Annotated in this window: 13 protein-coding genes; 11 read left to right on the forward strand and 2 right to left on the reverse strand. The window is 57.6% G+C overall.

Annotation, left to right across the window (positions count from 1 at the left end; translation table 11 throughout):
• The first annotated feature begins 99 nt into the window (after nucleotides 1-99).
• From G5229_RS07125 to G5229_RS07145, 5 genes are all read left to right on the forward strand, one after another.
• Nucleotides 100-285 carry a helix-turn-helix transcriptional regulator gene (locus G5229_RS07125; protein ID WP_421208863.1) on the forward strand — a complete coding sequence of 62 codons (186 nt, stop codon included), beginning with the start codon at nucleotides 100-102 and terminating at the stop codon, nucleotides 283-285.
• A 500-nt stretch (nucleotides 286-785) separates the two neighbouring features.
• Complete coding sequence (locus G5229_RS07130; protein WP_421208864.1) at nucleotides 786-1,256, forward strand: YagK/YfjJ domain-containing protein; 471 nt, start codon at nucleotides 786-788, stop codon at nucleotides 1,254-1,256.
• 3 nt (nucleotides 1,257-1,259) lie between these two features.
• Complete coding sequence (locus G5229_RS07135; protein WP_421208865.1) at nucleotides 1,260-1,763, forward strand: hypothetical protein; 504 nt, start codon at nucleotides 1,260-1,262, stop codon at nucleotides 1,761-1,763.
• 609 nt (nucleotides 1,764-2,372) lie between these two features.
• A complete protein-coding gene (locus G5229_RS07140; RefSeq protein ID WP_421208866.1) occupies nucleotides 2,373-2,594 on the forward strand; it encodes a 50S ribosome-binding protein YggL in 222 nt (73 codons plus the stop codon).
• A gap of 37 nt (nucleotides 2,595-2,631) precedes the next feature.
• A complete protein-coding gene (locus G5229_RS07145) occupies nucleotides 2,632-2,745 on the forward strand; it encodes a hypothetical protein (protein WP_421208867.1) in 114 nt (37 codons plus the stop codon).
• Nucleotides 2,746-2,784: 39 nt separating this feature from the next.
• Here the strand turns inward: G5229_RS07145 and G5229_RS07150 are convergent, their stop codons facing one another.
• Complete coding sequence (locus G5229_RS07150) at nucleotides 2,785-3,396, reverse strand: fimbrial protein (protein WP_421205561.1); 612 nt, start codon at nucleotides 3,394-3,396, stop codon at nucleotides 2,785-2,787.
• Nucleotides 3,397-3,728: 332 nt separating this feature from the next.
• Here G5229_RS07150 and G5229_RS07155 point away from each other — a divergent pair, with 332 nt between their 5' ends.
• The 6 genes from G5229_RS07155 to G5229_RS07180 all read left to right on the forward strand — a co-directional run bounded on the left by G5229_RS07155 (nucleotide 3,729) and on the right by G5229_RS07180 (nucleotide 12,523).
• The gene (locus tag G5229_RS07155) at nucleotides 3,729-4,772 is read left to right on the forward strand and encodes an OmpA family protein (RefSeq protein ID WP_421208868.1); all 1,044 of its coding nucleotides are present in this window, start codon (nucleotides 3,729-3,731) and stop codon (nucleotides 4,770-4,772) included.
• Nucleotides 4,773-5,337: 565 nt separating this feature from the next.
• Nucleotides 5,338-7,896: a fimbria/pilus outer membrane usher protein gene (locus G5229_RS07160; RefSeq protein WP_421208869.1), complete on the forward strand. Its 2,559-nt coding sequence runs from the start codon at nucleotides 5,338-5,340 to the stop codon at nucleotides 7,894-7,896.
• A 33-nt stretch (nucleotides 7,897-7,929) separates the two neighbouring features.
• Nucleotides 7,930-8,673 carry a fimbria/pilus periplasmic chaperone gene (locus tag G5229_RS07165; protein ID WP_421208870.1) on the forward strand — a complete coding sequence of 248 codons (744 nt, stop codon included), beginning with the start codon at nucleotides 7,930-7,932 and terminating at the stop codon, nucleotides 8,671-8,673.
• A gap of 11 nt (nucleotides 8,674-8,684) precedes the next feature.
• Entirely contained in the window at nucleotides 8,685-9,245 is a 561-nt protein-coding gene (locus G5229_RS07170; protein WP_279462974.1) for a fimbrial protein, read from the forward strand.
• Entirely contained in the window at nucleotides 9,238-10,392 is a 1,155-nt protein-coding gene (locus G5229_RS07175) for a hypothetical protein (RefSeq protein ID WP_421208871.1), read from the forward strand. The genes G5229_RS07170 and G5229_RS07175 overlap by 8 nt, the downstream gene beginning before the upstream one ends.
• A 1,555-nt stretch (nucleotides 10,393-11,947) precedes the next feature.
• On the forward strand, nucleotides 11,948-12,523 hold the full coding sequence (locus tag G5229_RS07180; protein ID WP_421208872.1) for a fimbrial protein: 576 nt from the start codon (nucleotides 11,948-11,950) through the stop codon (nucleotides 12,521-12,523).
• A 777-nt stretch (nucleotides 12,524-13,300) separates the two neighbouring features.
• Here the strand turns inward: G5229_RS07180 and G5229_RS07185 are convergent.
• On the reverse strand, nucleotides 13,301-14,578 hold the full coding sequence (locus G5229_RS07185) for a winged helix-turn-helix domain-containing protein (RefSeq protein WP_421208873.1): 1,278 nt from the start codon (nucleotides 14,576-14,578) through the stop codon (nucleotides 13,301-13,303).
• Nucleotides 14,579-14,935: the final 357 nt, after the last annotated feature.

Below are 14,935 nucleotides of genomic sequence, written 5' to 3' on the forward strand. Positions count from 1 at the left end.
AGTTAACCTAACTCACCGTGATTTAGCCTTTACTCACCTCACATCTCAAAATAATTCCGGGAAGATGCACTAATCAAATCCAATGAGACGAGGTGAACCATGAATTCTCAAAAAATACTTTCCATTACAACAGTTTGTGACCTTGTCGGACGCAATCGCCGCACTCTGTGGGCATGGGTTCGTGACGGGGTTTTTCCCGAACCCATCAAGATCCATGGCAAAACAGTCGGCTGGCCAGAGTCGGTATACCAACAATGGCTCGCAGAATTGATGGAGAACAAATGATGGCCAAATCACCCTTCAGCTATCGTTCGTTGGCGGCGGCAGATAGCGGAACGCTACAACCCATTCTCAAACACAAAGATCTGCAGCGAGTGCTGGGGTGCTCCAGGACGACGATCTACCGGTGGCTCGCTTTGGCCAAGCTCCCGGCGCCACTCAAACATAGCAACGGACGGATCATGGGGTGGACAAGGCAGCAAATTGAAGCGCTGTTAACTGTGGATTAAAGAATAAATGGAGGCTGCAGCCTCCTTTATTTGGCACCGAATGTAACAAACTGGCACATCATCCCCGATTTTCTCCAAGGCCTAGTCTCTGCTTGCAAAGCACCCCGTCCACGATCGGCGGGGGGTTAACTGCACCCAGCCGCCATCACTGCTTCAGGATATTGATAATATATGCCCGGTATTCATCACGATTCTTCTTTGACTCTTCCCCTGAACTATGAGTATCAAGACCATGCTTGGGCGGTCATGAACAACATACGTATCAGGCGGGACATCATGGATGGCATCTTCCGATTACTGGAAAGATTCTTTAGCAAGACCAGCAAGTTACTTGCCATCCGCCTGGAGCTTAAAATGCAACAGGGCACAGACAACAATCAACCCATCAGTCGTTTCTGCAGACAGTTCAAATCAACACTGATCCAGCACTACGGCCCCTGTTATCACGGTTACATCTGGGTCAGAGAGAAAGCCAAATCCGCAGCCCAACACTACCACTTGGCCCTGTTTTTGGACGGACAAAAGGTCAAGCACTCTGACAATGTCTACCGGTTAGCCAAAGCAGAATGGACATATGGCTACCTAGCCCTACCGATGAATCCCTTTTACTTCGTCCACCGTGATCGCCTGGATGAACATAGATTGCTTGTCTACCGCTTAAGCTATTTGGCCAAAACCAAAGACAAGGGAAAGCGGCCACCAGCGGTCAAGGACTACCAAATCAGTCGCAGTATCAGGAAGCAATGAACGATGAAAAGCCGAATTTATGCTCCGAGAATCCCAACCCGCATTAGGAAACCGAGCGAAATGGGGTTCTATGAACGCAAGGTGTTCTGGCGTAATCATCAGGAGAACTTTGCCAATCTGGTGCTGCTTCAAGGTATCAGCATCAAGTTCTACGCAGAGCTATACAAACTTGATTTGAGACTCGTCTATGTAAAGTTTCGGGATCTGGGCAGTGCGGAGCTAAGGCGACGCTTCTGGGAACGTCATCGTCAACAATACCAATCTGAGCAGGCTGAAAACGGCCTGTCGGTAGAGGCCTATATAAAAACGCATAAGCTGCATCATAAGACAGCAAGACTGGAACTGAAGCGACGGTCCATGAGTGAAAAGTGGGAGACCCACTGTAGACGCTACGCTCTGCAGTCGAAACATCGAGATATCACCATTGCCCAGTATGCGAGGGAAAACAATCTGAATCCCTCGACAGCACGGCGTTACATACGAAAAGCCATCACATCTAATAGATAAAAAGCACCATAGGTATTTGGTCCCCCCCCTAGGATGCCCATCAATGGCAGGGATCGTTTACCAGAAACGCAAAGTCTAAATACACATGTAAAAAATTACCAAAAACAATAAACTTAAATAAAATCAGTAATATACTAATATTGAAAGTGATCATCGCAACTTACTGAACATGCAGACCAGAGGTAAAGTGATCCTCCGTCATCAGTGCGTAAACCTTAGACTTGCTGGTGGCTGGGTACTGACAGGGCTCGCTTGGCGTTTACAATCATCGCTGCAGCCATTGCAGGCAGCGACACAGACATCAGGTACACGGAGGCCTGTGCGTTGTGCGCTGGTGACTGAGTCGATATATTTGGGAGAGTCAAGAGAGGCGCTTGACCTTTCTGTTGCTTGGCATGGTGGATCGAGCTGCACTAGTTTGTGAGCATGAGTCCTGCAATCCCTCTTAATTCCACGAACTATCAGACCTTATCCCTTCAACGGCCTAAATCCTGGGCATGGTGGCAAGACGCGACCTGGACCGAATGTGTGCTTCGACGGCCTATGCTGGCACCACCTCGGAGGTCTCACCCCAACTGATGGGTCACCAACACGATTCAGAGGTTCAACATGACATTTCAACCCTCAGAACTGAATAAAAAACGCTCCCGCCGCTTGCGCAAAAAACTGCATCTCGATGAATTTCAGGAGTTGGGTTTACACCTGACCTTTACCATAGATCGAGCGCAAGTCGACTTCGAAGAGGCACTGGATCGATGGCTGGACTATATCGAACTACAAGGTTGGAGCTTTGGCGGGGTTGCTGCTTTGGCGGGGGGGAGCCGACACTGAGCTCAGCGGTTACCTGTGCCAAGCAGCTAACGACTCATTGACCTCTCAAGATCGGGAAGCAATTGCCAACTGGTTGACCGTACAGCCATGGGTGACTGGCCATCGGCTAGCACCACTGAGCGATGCCTGGTATGGCCCCTGGGAGGGGTGAGCGGGCTGCCCAATTGGGCAGCCCGCTCAGGATCATGACTTACTGATAGCTCATGACAAAGTCTGCCGCGGCATCGAACTCACCCGGGACGGGTGGGTTGCTACCATCTGCAGCCACCGTGCTCACGACCTTGGCGCCAAATTTGAGGTGGTTATCACCATTGACCAGACTGGACACCTTGGTTGGCGTACCCAACACAATCTCTTCCCCTGACTGCTTGTTGACCAGAGCAATCGCACCACCAGACCCCCCACCGTTCAATGCCAGCGCATGCTTGGTATCGTCGGATGGAATCCCGGAGAAGGTCACTGTCGCACTGGCTGCGGTGGCAAAATCACAGGCTTCCAGGTGGATTTCGAACGGCCGCAGCGGAGTTGAACCCTGCTTTTTCAGCAGCGAGTTGGCGATCTCCCCCATCTGTACTGTCTGATCCACACTCTCGGGCGCAATGGAGCAGGGGGCATCGATAATGGCACCCACAAACTTGATGGTGCCATGACCCTGATCCTGAGGAGAAGACGCAGCTGGACTGGATGGACCCAAATCACTCCAACCGCCATCATCGTCTGCACAGGCAAGTGCAGCATACCCTCCAGATACCATTGCCACAGTCAAGGCAGTGACCAAACGCAAGCCTGATATTTTTTTCATACAATCAACCTCTATTTGTCCAATGATCGAGCGTTGATCATATAAAGAATGAAAGACACTCTCCAATTATGAAAAATTACCTTTAAACTCAGCCATTAACCATGATTTATCGAACCGGAACGGCCATCACCCTGTCGTTATTTAGAAATAACAAATATTAATTTTAAATAATTTGACTCCTCCACCTCACAGGCTACTGTTTCACCCCGCGATTATCAAATCTGCACCGTTCTGATTCAATGTGAATTATGAGCGATGCGTTGATCGTCGGCATTTGCTTGCAACAAAGCAATAGCAATAAAACGAGAAATTAAAATATGAGGATGTCATCTATGTTATTTGGACAAAAGAAGCTTGCCCTTGTCGTGAGCTGTCTGATGCTGGGTCTTGGTACCGGTTCTGCCAATGCCACCGAAAACGGTGACTCGGCTGATCTCTATTTCGGTGCCGGTGCCGGCTTCACCCACTTTCAGGGTCTGAACAAGATTGGCGGTGTCGAAAACGGCACCGAAGATGCCGCCGCTACCAACGCCTTTGCGGGTTACAACCTTAACGACTATCTGGGGGCCGAACTGGGCTACATCTACGCCGGGCGTGGCAACACCGATGGCAACCGCTTCGAAAATCAGGGGGGAACCCTCTCCCTGATCGGCCGTGTTCCCCTGGCTGGTGACCTTAGTCTGTTCGGTGAGGCAGGTGGTTACTGGGCCCACACCGACGGGCTGGGCACCAAGGATACCAAGGTCTCCTCCCTGTTTGGCGCCGGCCTGACCTATCAACTGACCGATGCGCTGGATCTGCAGGCCCGCTGGCGTTACATCACTGATGTGGCAGACCTGCACAGCAGTGACTACCACACCAGCACCAAACCCAACCAGAACATGACCACGCTGGAGCTGGTCTACCACCCCTTCCGCTCCAGCTATGTCGAGCCGGTCGCGGTAGAGCGCCCCATTCCGGCGCCGGAACCCGTCATGGTCGACAAGACCTTCGAACTGAGCTCTGACGTGCTGTTTGCCTTTGGCAAGGCAGACCTGAAGGAAGAGGGCTTGCAGACCCTGGACAAGCTATACCAGGACCTGGCCAACGCCCGCCCCAAAGAAGGTGAAGCCATCGTGATCGGCTATACCGACCGCATCGGCTCGGCCAAGGTGAACCAGCGCCTCTCCGAGGCCCGCGCCCGGGCTGTGGCTGATTTCCTGGTCTCCCAGGGGCTGCCGGCCAGCAAAATCCGGGTTGAGGGACGTGGCGCAGATGACTCGCTCACCGGCACTCAGTGCGATGGCATCAAATCCAAAGCAAAACGCATTCAATGCCTGGCACCGGACCGTCGGGTAGAAGTACGACTGACCGGGATCAAGTCAGTACAAGCGTGATGATATCAAGGAAGCTATATCGGGCAGGGATGCCCACCTATTTCCAATATCAGCCCTGCTATATCTCCCCATGATATTTCAGTGTCGCTTATCGTTAATCACTCATGGTCTATCAGCGCGATCTGCTCACTCCCAATAATCCCTCCGCCCTTTTTCCGGCGATATCAACCTGGGCTCCCCACCCATTATCTGCGTCACGCTTTGCCTGACTGTTCTAAAAACCACCAGCAATGGCCTGCCAGACCCGATTTCAGGCGACCCAAGACCTGATGAAAGTAAAGCTCAAAACATTGATTATTAACGGATAAAACCGGAATTATCTGTAACTGGTCAAAGAGGGTTCCAGCTCGATACCATGTGCTGGCCAATCGGGGGAATCATTGTGCCGGGCGATATTTGCGGCCAGGAAACCAGGTGGTGCCAGTTTCTCATTTCATCCCTCTGAATATAAAAAATCGCGCCTGACCCGGCGTCAGCGCAGTTTTTTTTAGACAGGTTGTCGATCATCACAACCATGTGGCAGGCAGTTCAGCCCAGGCCCCTTACAGACAGTGACGATATTGATATGAAACAACGCATTGCAATATTGATAATCAACTTGCTTGGTGCCTTTGCCATTCAGGCCGCCCCTGCCGGCGGCATCGATTTCAATACCGATTTGCTGGATGTAGCCGATCGCGAAAATATCGACTTCGAACAATTCACTCACGTCGGCTATATCGTTCCCGGCCAATATAGCATGCAGGTAAATATCAACGATCGTTCACTGGGCGAGCGCGAAATCACGGTGAAAAGTGATGCTGATGGCGCGTCGATAAGTTGTATTCCGAAAACACTGCTGGAAGAGTTCGGCCTCAAGGAGAGCGCCCTGCAAAAAGTATTGCAGGCCAATACCGACATGCAGTGCATCAATCTCGATGTGCTGGAAGGGAGCACGCTGCGTCCGGATATCAGCAGTTACACCCTCACCATCTCAATTCCGCAAACCAACCTGGAATATATCGACGACAACTGGGAACCCATCAGCCGCTGGGATAACGGCATCAACGGTTTTATGCTCGATTACGGCATCAACCTGCAACATGCAACCAGTTCCGAGCAGTGGGAGAATAATACCAACGCCAGTGCCTACGGCGTGCTGGGGGCCAACTATGGTGCCTGGCGCGTGCGGGCCGACTGGCAGGCGCAATATCAGAGCAATCGTGGCTGGCATACCCAGAAACCACCTCAGGATGAGGACCAGCAGGATCAGGATGAACCGCAGGATCCCACCCATCCGAAACAGGTGAAAGAGACCCACCAGCAACACTCTGCCGACGTGACCCGGGTCTACGCCTATCGCCCGCTCCCGTCCCGCGAGGAGAAGCTGATGGTGGGAGAGCTGGATCTTGGCAACTCCATCTTCGACTCGTTCCGCTTCACCGGGCTCACGCTAGCCTCGGATGACAACATGCTCCCCCCCAACCTGCGTGGCTATGCCCCCGAAGTGGTCGGTATCGCCAAAACCAACGCCAAGGTGGTCATCAGCCAGGGGGGACGCGTTCTCTACGAGACCCAGGTCGCTGCCGGCCCCTTCCGAATCCAGGATCTCAACTCGGCCACCAGCGGCGAGCTGGACGTGCGGGTAGAGGAACAGGATGGCTCCTTGCAAACCTTCAAGGTCAATACCGCTGCCATCCCCTATCTGTCGCGCCCGGGCTCGGTACGCTACAAATTTGCCAGCGGCAAGCCCTCCAACCTCGACCACAGCCTGGAAGGGCCGCTGTTTGTCAGCGGTGAAGCCTCCTGGGGGGTCAACAATGGCTGGTCCCTCTTCGGCGGCGCCCTGGTGAGCGACGGCTATGCCGCGCTAACTGTGGGTACGGGCCGGGACCTGCTGCAATTTGGTGCCATCTCGTTCGACATGACGGAGTCGCGGGCCGAATTGCCCGAGAAGGGCATCAAGCACGGTGGCTCCTATCGGGTCAACTACTCCAAGAGCTTCGACAAATACGACAGCCAGGTGGCGTTTGCCGGTTACCGCTTCTCGGAGCGCGACTTCATGACCATGAGCGACTACCTGAGCGCCAAAGACGAGAGCCAGGCCTACTACCAGGGGGGCTCGAAAGAGATGTACTCGGTCATTCTGAGCAAGCAGTTTCGCAACCAGAATATCGGCGCCTACTTCGACTACACCCACCAGTCCTACTGGCTGAAGCCGGACAGTGAACGCATCAGCCTGGCCCTCTCCCACCAGTTCGATGTGAAGGATTGGCGCGGCCTGGGGCTGACGGTGAACGCCTACCGCCAAACCCAGTGGGAGAACGCCGATACCGGTATGTACCTCTCCCTCTCGGTGCCGCTCGGCGGGGGCAGTCACCTCGGTTACAGCCTCTCGTCGCAAAACGACACCCTGACTCACAGCGCCAACTACTACAACACCCTGGACGAGCGCAACAACTACTCCCTCTCGGCCAGCACCTCGCCCCGTGGGGAGAGCCTGAGCGGCTTCTACTCCCATACCGCCGACAAGGCGCAGCTGTCGGTCAATGCCAGCGAGCAGAACGGCGGCAAAAACCTGAGTGCGGGCCTCTCCGTGCAGGGGGGCATCACCGCCACCGCGCAGGGCACCGCCCTGCACCGGGTCGGCATGATGGGGGGCAGTCGCCTGCTGGTGGATGCCGATGGCGCCGAAGGGGTGCCGATCCATGCCGGCGGCCCCGTCACCACCACGGATCGCCACGGCAAGGCGGTGGTGGCCGATCTCACCAGCTACTACCGGCAGCGCACCAGCATAGATGTGGATCGGCTCGGCGACGAGGTCGAACCCATCGGCTCCCCCGTGGCCAGCCGCACCCTCACCGAAGGGGCCATCGGCTACCAGCACTTCGATGTGCTGGCGGGGGGCAAGCGGCTGCTCGCCTTCCGGCTCCAGAGCGGCAAGACGCCCCCCTTCGCCGCGGTGGTGGAGAACCGACAGCAGTTGCGACTGGGGATGCTGAGCGACGACGGCATGGCCTATCTGGCGGGGCTGCACGCCGGCGAGCCGATCTTCATCCGCTGGGGCGATCATGCCCACTGCCAGGCAGTGCTGCCAAACCCGCTGCCGGCAGAGGACGAGCTGCCCACCCTGAGCTGTCACTGAGACCCGTTTTACTGACCAACACGAGATCCGACGATGAAACTGATGCAACACGCCCTGCTGGCCTTCGCCCTGGTGGCCGCCCTGCCCACTCAGGCCGCCGTGGCCCTGGATCGCACCCGGGTGATCTACACCGGCGATAGCAAGTCCCAGAGCCTCAACATCCGCAACCACAACAAGGAGCTGCCCTATCTGGCCCAGGCCTGGGTGGAAGATGCCATGGGCCGCAAGATTTCAAGCCCCTTCGTGGTGCTGCCCCCGGTGCAGCGGCTGGAGCCGGGCGCCGACAGCATGCTGAAGGTGCAGGCCACCCAGGCGAGCCACCTGCTGCCCCAGGATCGGGAGAGCCTGTTCTACTTCAACCTGCGGGAGATCCCGCCGCGCAGCGACAAACCCAACTCCCTGCAGCTGGCGCTGCAGACCCGCATCAAGTTCTTCTACCGGCCGCAGTCGCTGGTGGTAGAGCCGGAAGCCCATGTCGCCCCCTGGCAGCAGCAGCTCAAGCTGACCCCGGCCCAGGGGCACTACCAGGTAGAGAACCCCACCCCCTACTTCATTACCCTGGTCGATGCCGCCAGCAAGGCCGATGACGAAGGGCAGGCCGACTTTACCCCCCTGATGCTGGCCCCGTTCGGCCAGGGTGAGCTCAATCTCGGGGTCGCCCGGCTCGGCAACACGCCGACCCTCACCTATGTCGATGACTTCGGCGGGCGCCGCCCGCTCCACTTTCGCTGCACCGATCAGCACTGCAGCCTGACCAGCGCCGACAAAGCGGCCTGAAGGAGGTAACGATGAACCCCATGATCCACAAGGCCCGCGGCCTGCCGGCCCTGCTCTGCCTCGCCTGGCTGGGGCTGCTGCCGGCCCGCGCCTGGGCTGACGGCTACGACTCGGTGCAGCTGACCATCACCGGCACCCTGGTCTCGGTGCCCTGCACCATCCCCCCGGCGGATGCGAACATCAGCCTGGATCTGGGTACCGTGGTCAACAAGGATCTGCTGCGGGACAAACGCTCCAAACCCAAGGGGTTTGTGCTGCACCTGGAAGAGTGCGATCCCTCGGTGGCCAAGGGGGTCAAGGTCACCTTCAGCGGCACCGCCTCCAGCGAGGACAAGAACCTGCTGAGCCTGGCCAAGGGCAGCGCCGCCGCCGGCATCGCCCTCGGCATAGTCCAGGGCAAGGATAGCCCCAAAGATCTGCCGCTGGGTCAGGCCAGCAGCAAGCAGACCCTGCAAACCGGCAAGAACCAGCTCGATTTCGGGGTCTACGTCGCGCTGCTGAAATCGGGGGAGAAAAAGCTCACCCCCGGCACCTTCAGCGCCCAGTCGACCCTCAAGCTGACCTATGAATAACCGCTATCCCGAACTCGCACCGGCACAGGCCTGGCAACTGGCCTATCAGTGGCTCTGCCAGCGGCGGCGCCACTACCCGGCCAACGCCGATATCTGGCACCTGCGCTTTCACTGGCCAGCGCGCTCGGCCACCCTGTTTGCCCGGGTGATGGCGGGACACTATCGGCTCAGCCCCATGCAGCTGCTGGGGGGCCACGCCATCTGGTCGGCAGAAGATGCGCTGGTGCTGAAATGGGTGGCGCTGCGGGTCGCCCCACGGCTCCCCTGGCACCCTGCCTGCGAACATGGTCGCGGCATGGGGGTAGTGGCCTCCCGTCGCCGGCTGCACGACTTTTTGCAAGGGGCCGGGGGCAGCCACCCTTTTGTGCTGCGCACCGATATTCGCGGCTACTACCAGCATATCGACCGGGCTCGGGTGCTCAGCCGGCTGGTGGCACCGCTGCCCTGCCCCGTCTGCCGCGAGCTGATGCGCCAATACCTCTATTACGCCCGCTATATGGACGACTTTATCGTGCTGGCCCGCACCCGCTGGCGCCTGCGCGATGCCGTGCGCCGTCTCAATGGCTATCTGGCCGCCGACGGCTTTAGCCAGCACCCCGCCAAGACCTGGATTGGCCGCCTGGATCGCGGCATCGACTGGCTGGGGGGCTGGTATACCACGCAGGGACGGGTCGGCATCGCCCCCAACGCCCTGCAACGTTATCGAACCAAGTCCCTGCGGCTTTATGAGCAGACCCTGCGTGCCGGCAACCCGGAAGCCGAGTGCCAGCGCAGGGTGCGGGGGTATTTTATGAGGTGGCGGGGGCTGTGGGCAGTGCGCCCGGCCGATGCCCCCCCCCGCTGCGGGGGGCTACCCCGCCCCTTTCGCCCGACACCAAACCCCGAGGGGACAACCAATGAAAAATCGAACGCATTCCTGCCTCCGCTTCCTACTCCCTCCGCTAGTGGCGTGCATATCTGCAGCATTCACTCCCCGAGCCACCGCCGACTGGATCCTACCAAGGCCGGCTGGCACCACTATCACAGACAATACCTGCTCCCACTGGGTGGCCAACGTCAGGTTCATAGCAGACTCGTACTCCGACGCAGAGGCGGGCGTATTGGAACAGTACAAATACATCCTCTACTCCCATCTGCACGACAATAACGACCACACCTTCTCGTACGTTGCCAATAAGGACATCGATAAAACCTCATTTGCACAGCGAGTAGCGGCCGTCAACCAATACATTTTCGGGACGGAAACACCTGCGTCCGGGCAGTCGGTCACCCTCCTGCAGACACACACCGGGGCCTGCGCGACCGCCGACCATGGGTTCGAATGTATAGGCCTACTGCTAGGCAATGACCAGCCTACAAACAAATGGGACCCAGCCGCAGGAAAGCCCCCTTCCCTTGGGGGGTGCTTTAGGATCCCACAGGCGAGCGGTTCGTGCTGGTTTGTTCAGCCGGCGGTGTCCATAGACCTGGGGGTTGTGAAGCCCGGAGCGGACCCAACTGCAGCCCAGCTACTGTATTCATGCCAAGGCTTACCCCCGACCTATCAAGTGAGTCTCCAAGGCGGTGGGTCGAGCGTGGAGGACGCCCGCGCGGGTGTGTCCGTGGGGATCAAGATCGGGGGGGATGACCTGCCCGCCAGAGTCCGAGATACCAGTCCCGGCGCCCGCACCCTAACTTTGGACCTGCGCCCGAAGTTAGCACAGGGCGCAACGGGGGATTTTAGGGCGACGGGTGTGCTGGAACTCGCTCCTGAATAGCACCGAGACCCCTAGGCCCGGGGCGATGGGGGCGCGGTGGGTCCACGCGCATGGGCTTACCGTGCTGCCAGCCTGGCCTGCCGGGCAACACAGTGTTAGGGGTTACTACTGGGGGCAGGGTAGCCTCACCCACCCGGGTGGTGAGGCTATACATGGTTAATGGATCGTGAGACCCCTCCTGGGTCCACCGTCCCATAAGTTTCGCAGTGACCGTGGCTCGGGCCACTCGCTTTAAGCAAACGAGACCGCTTGCGAAGTTGGAACGCAAAACCAACGCTGCTCGCAAAGGCGTCCTGCCAATGGCAATGGCCGCCGGGGGCAAACGGTGGCGGTCGAGATCGGCGACCCAACCGCCCCCCGCCCGCTAGCTGTCTCAACCTCCCTCCTAGCTGTCTCAACCTCCCTCCCCTTCCGTCTCCTCGCTGCTGCGCTACCCACGTAGGGTACGCTCGACCGGGACCATACAATCGCTGAAACCCCGCCTCCCGCGGGATGTACGCTGACTCGCCCTATCTACTACCGTACAACTAGCTGACCGGTACCAACTCAGTTTACGGTGCCTGGTGCCCGGAACTCACCACCCTCGAGCACCGAAGGGGCGACCCGCACAGGTGGCGACCAGACCAAACGGCATGTGGGCCGTGGCTAGTGCCCTCTGCCAGTAGTGCTAGATCGGATTCCCCCGTTGTGCACCCCTCCAGGCTGACCGGGCGCAACAGGCTGCGCCGCCCTCGCCACAACCCAAAAAGAGAACAACGCATTGAAATAAAAAGGATTTCAAAGAAATTTTTCATAACTGGGAGCGGGCGACGACAGGGGGTAGCATGCCTTGGTCGACAGCACCAGGTGAGTCGGTTTGCGCCAACATAGGGCTCCCTTTCTCCTGACTCAACCGGCTCGCTGTCGTTATGCATACTCTCAACGAAACGAAACAAGGTAAACAATATGAAACCCATAAATTCCGCCCGCTGGGGACTGTCGGCGCTCGCCCTCTCCCTCGCCCTGAGCACAGGTGCCGCCTTTGCCGAAGAGACCCCACCAACCGAAACACCGCCCGTGGATCAGGGTCACGGCACCATCAAGTTTATCGGCGCCATTATCGACGCCCCCTGCTCCATCGCCCCGGAGAGCGTGGACCAGACCATCCAGATGGGGGAGATCGCCAATTCACTGCTGAACAAGCAGGGCTCCACTCCGCTGCGCCCGTTCGAGATCCACCTGGAAGCCTGTGACTTCGCCACCGCCAGCGACGCCACCGTCACCTTCAACGGCATCCCGGCCGACACCGCCAAGAAGAGCCTGGCCCTTAACGGCGGCGGCTCCGGCGGCGCCATCTCCCTGGTCAACAAGCAAAATGGGGAAGAGATCGTGCTCGGCACTCCGACCAAGGTGGCCAGCCTGGTCAATGGCGACAACCACCTGAAGTTTGGTGCCAAGGTGATCAGTACCGTGGCTCAAGGTGGCAAGGCGGTGCCGGGTGAATTCGATGCCTCCGCCGACTTTATCATGACCTACCAGTAATCCTCCGCAGATAACCTGACTCCGCAACCAAGGCAAACGGAATTGCCTTGCCATTGGGCCTTATCCGCTGGGCTCTGACCCGGAACGCCCTCCAACTCCAACCGATGGCTGTGGCTACCCCTCCCTGTTCTGCCGGCGCCGTTCGCCTGTTCCCCTCTGCCATTACCCGCTATCCCGTGCCACACGCATAGGCCCCGTCGCCACCCTGGCCCGGTATGCGCACACCCGCGACATCGGGTCGGGAACCGTCACCATACCACCACCCGGATGGCCGGCCTCTGCCGACCGAGGTGCGCTCCGCCGAAGGGGTCCATCCATTCACGCTCGGCGTCAGCCCCCCCCTATCCGGGGGCGTCCGGTATCTTCAGCGGCGGCGGTGCGCAGCTCCTCACGGCCGAGTGAATTCCCCTTTCGCGCCGCCGAGCTGAGACAATCTGCACGGCACGATCCGGGCACACTTGCTCCCGCATCATCCCCAGAGCCTGAGGCCCATCCCTGTTTGACCCTTTATCCCGCTCCTGCTCCCCTCCCTACCGCCAGGCCACGACCGGCCTCAGGGCCATTGTGTTGCAGCATAGAGTCCAGCAACCAGCGAGCCGGCCGGCACTTCACTTAACCAAGGGGTTCAGGGCGGTGGCGAGGAGAGGGGGCATCAAGGCAAAAGCTGGTGGCGCGGCAAGGGCAGAATAAAGAAAAGGCTGGCACAAGCCAGCCTTGGTGGGATAAGTGACGGCGGATCCCTTGCCGAGAGCCCGCAGGGGCATCCGGGCAGAGCGCTTATTCTGGCGCCCTGCGCGACAGCATCAGAAAACCGCCATGCACGGTGGAGGCATGCAGCACTTTTTGCGCCTCCAGGGTGTAACGCAAGTGCTCCTCTTCGCTGGTCATAATGCTCATGACAGCCGCCCGATAGGGGGTCAGCAGCTCCGACTCCAGCGCCTTGACGTGCACACTCTGCAGATGGGCTTTCATGACGTAATCGGGATAGCGGCCGTTGATCTCCGTCAGCCTGCCATCACGGGTTTTGAGGAGCGTCAGCTCTGCCATCTCCTCACCGGCTGGCGTCACCAACGAGACCTCCTGCACGAATTCGTGGATCGGCGCACCATACCCCTTGTGTCTGACCTGCATCGCCAATACGGGATGTTCTGTCCCATCACAAGGCGCATAGAAATTGACGTTGTTGTAATACCCCTCCCCCATGGGTGCCGGAAAATCACGGAAGGGGGGCACAGAGAGATGCTGTGCGATGCACCTTAGCTGAGGCTCCAGCGACGCATCATGCTGAACGAAATAGACCTTCTCCCACAGGGGCCGATCGCCTTCATAAGAGACCAGCGATATCAGGTGGTCGGCAATCATCATCCGGTATTCGCTCTCCGCCGACTGCGCAGAAGCCTTGTCAATCATCTCCAGAGTGGCGCTGGAAATCGGCGGATTGGCCCCATCCACGCGATAGATGATGCCGTGCCGGGTGGTTATCTTTTTGGTCAGATAGGGCAGGCTCTCTTCTTCCGCCAGCAGAAACCAGCCAGCCAGAACAAGCAGACCAAGCAGCAACGAGACCATGATGCCACGCTTGCGGATAACCCTGCTGCGGTGCCATGCGGGTTGCAGCAAGGGGGGCTCGTCAAACAGATCGCGGCCTGTGTCCGTTTCATCAACCAGCTCTCCGACCAGCGCATCATGGGTGACAGTGTCGGGGGCGTCGTCAATGATCAGCTCCTCTTTCAGGATGGTCAGATCCATCATGTAACCCACTCTGGGCACGGTACGGATAGAGTCCATCACCCCCAGGGACTCCAGCTTGCGCCGGATCATCAGGATATTTTTATTCAGACCCGCGTCGCTGCTTTCACTGTTGTTCCACAATGCAGAGATAAACTCCTCTCTGGACATCACCTGCTGGGGGTGTTCACAGAAAAACTCCAGCAGTTGGCACTCTTTCTGGCTTAAATGTACTTCGCGGGTAGCATCTCCCCTTTCTTTGACCAGACAATAACGCGATGGAATAAAGGTGATGTCATCACCAATGTGATAATTTATTTCCAGCATGATGCTCATCAATCAGCAAACTTGAATGTGACTACCACCCCAAAAAGCAGGATTCATTAGCCACCCCTTTACATACCAGCCAACCGCTATATTCGAAATAGATCTCAAAAGCAAAATATATGTCCAATACAGCAACTATGACTACCAGTATATACACCAGCGTTTTTATGTACTTTATAGGTATATTTATGTAGTCCAGCTCATAGTTTTTCTTCGGCTTCCATCCCGATGATTCAGTTGGCTTAGGGAAAAGAACATCCACATCAGCCCTTTTACGAAACATTTCGCTACCTTTTGGCAATTAAATGGAGCGAAAATGTTAGCACTGAAAGCTCACGCGGTTAAATTACGATTAAT

Origin of the sequence: Aeromonas sp. 602396 (genome assembly GCF_049173735.1) — a bacterium.
In the GTDB taxonomy this organism is placed as follows: domain Bacteria; phylum Pseudomonadota; class Gammaproteobacteria; order Enterobacterales; family Aeromonadaceae; genus Aeromonas; species Aeromonas veronii_A.